Here is a 1,001-nt window from a genome sequence, read left to right on the forward strand (position 1 = left end):
CGATGAACGACACGCTGCACAGCATGGGCATGCGCTCGATCGTCAGCGTATGGCCGCGCTTCGAGCGGGAATCGCGTTACTATAACTTCCTCGCCACCAAGGGCTGGCTGCTGCACGACAAGGACGGCAGCGTGGTCGACGGTCTGCCGGTCCGCTCCGACCGGGCGGGCGCGCTGATCGATTCGACCAACCCGGAAGCGCGCGCCTGGTTCTGGGGCAAGATCCGCGACAATATCGCATCGCAGGGCTTCGACTGGTTCTGGCTCGACGAGACCGAGCCGGATCTGGTGCCGGACGGGCACTTCTTCTCGATCGGATCGGGCGACCGCTACCACAATCTGTTTCCGCTGCTGCACACCGGCGGCGTGGCGGAAGGCTCCGCGCGCGACCGGCCGAACCTGCGCAACCTGATCCTCGCGCGCGCCGCCTATCTCGGCACGCAGCGCAACGGCGCATTGTTCTGGTCGTCGGACGTGCAATCGACGTGGGAGGCGCTACGCCGGCAGGTCCCCGCCGGCCTCGGCTTCACCGCGACCGGGCTCGCCTACTGGAGCAGCGACACCGGCGGCTGGCAATATCCGAACGGCCCCAAGGCGGAACGTGCGCCGCTGCTCGACCCCGCCGGCGCGACCGCGATGCCGCCGTCGTACACCGACTATCCCGAACTGTTCACGCGCTGGTTCGCGTACAACAGCTTCACGCCGACGCTGCGCATCCACGGCCAGCGCCCGGCGACCGCGCTGTGGGACTACGGAACGGCGGCCGAGCCGGTGCTCGCCAACTTCCTGAAGCTGCGTTACGCGATGGTGCCGTATCTGTATGCATTGGGCTATCAGACATACAAGACCGGCGCGCCATTCATGCGCGCGCTGTTCATGGACTTCCCGAACGACCCCGCCGTCGCGACGATCGGCGACGAATATATGTTCGGGCCGGCCTTCCTCGTCGCGCCGGTCACCACGCAAGGCATCACCAGCCGCGACGTGTATCTGCCGGCGGGC

1 protein-coding gene is annotated in these 1,001 nt (G+C 67.2%); it reads left to right on the top strand.

Features of this window, described 5'->3' with window-relative positions; genetic code table 11:
- Window positions 1-1,001 (top strand): TIM-barrel domain-containing protein (locus L8F97_RS22430; protein WP_277925151.1); only part of this gene is annotated, 1,001 nt, incomplete at both ends.

The sequence above is a fragment of the Sphingomonas sp. BAUL-RG-20F-R05-02 genome (genome assembly GCF_022662305.1).
Taxonomy (GTDB): Bacteria; Pseudomonadota; Alphaproteobacteria; order Sphingomonadales; family Sphingomonadaceae; genus Sphingomonas.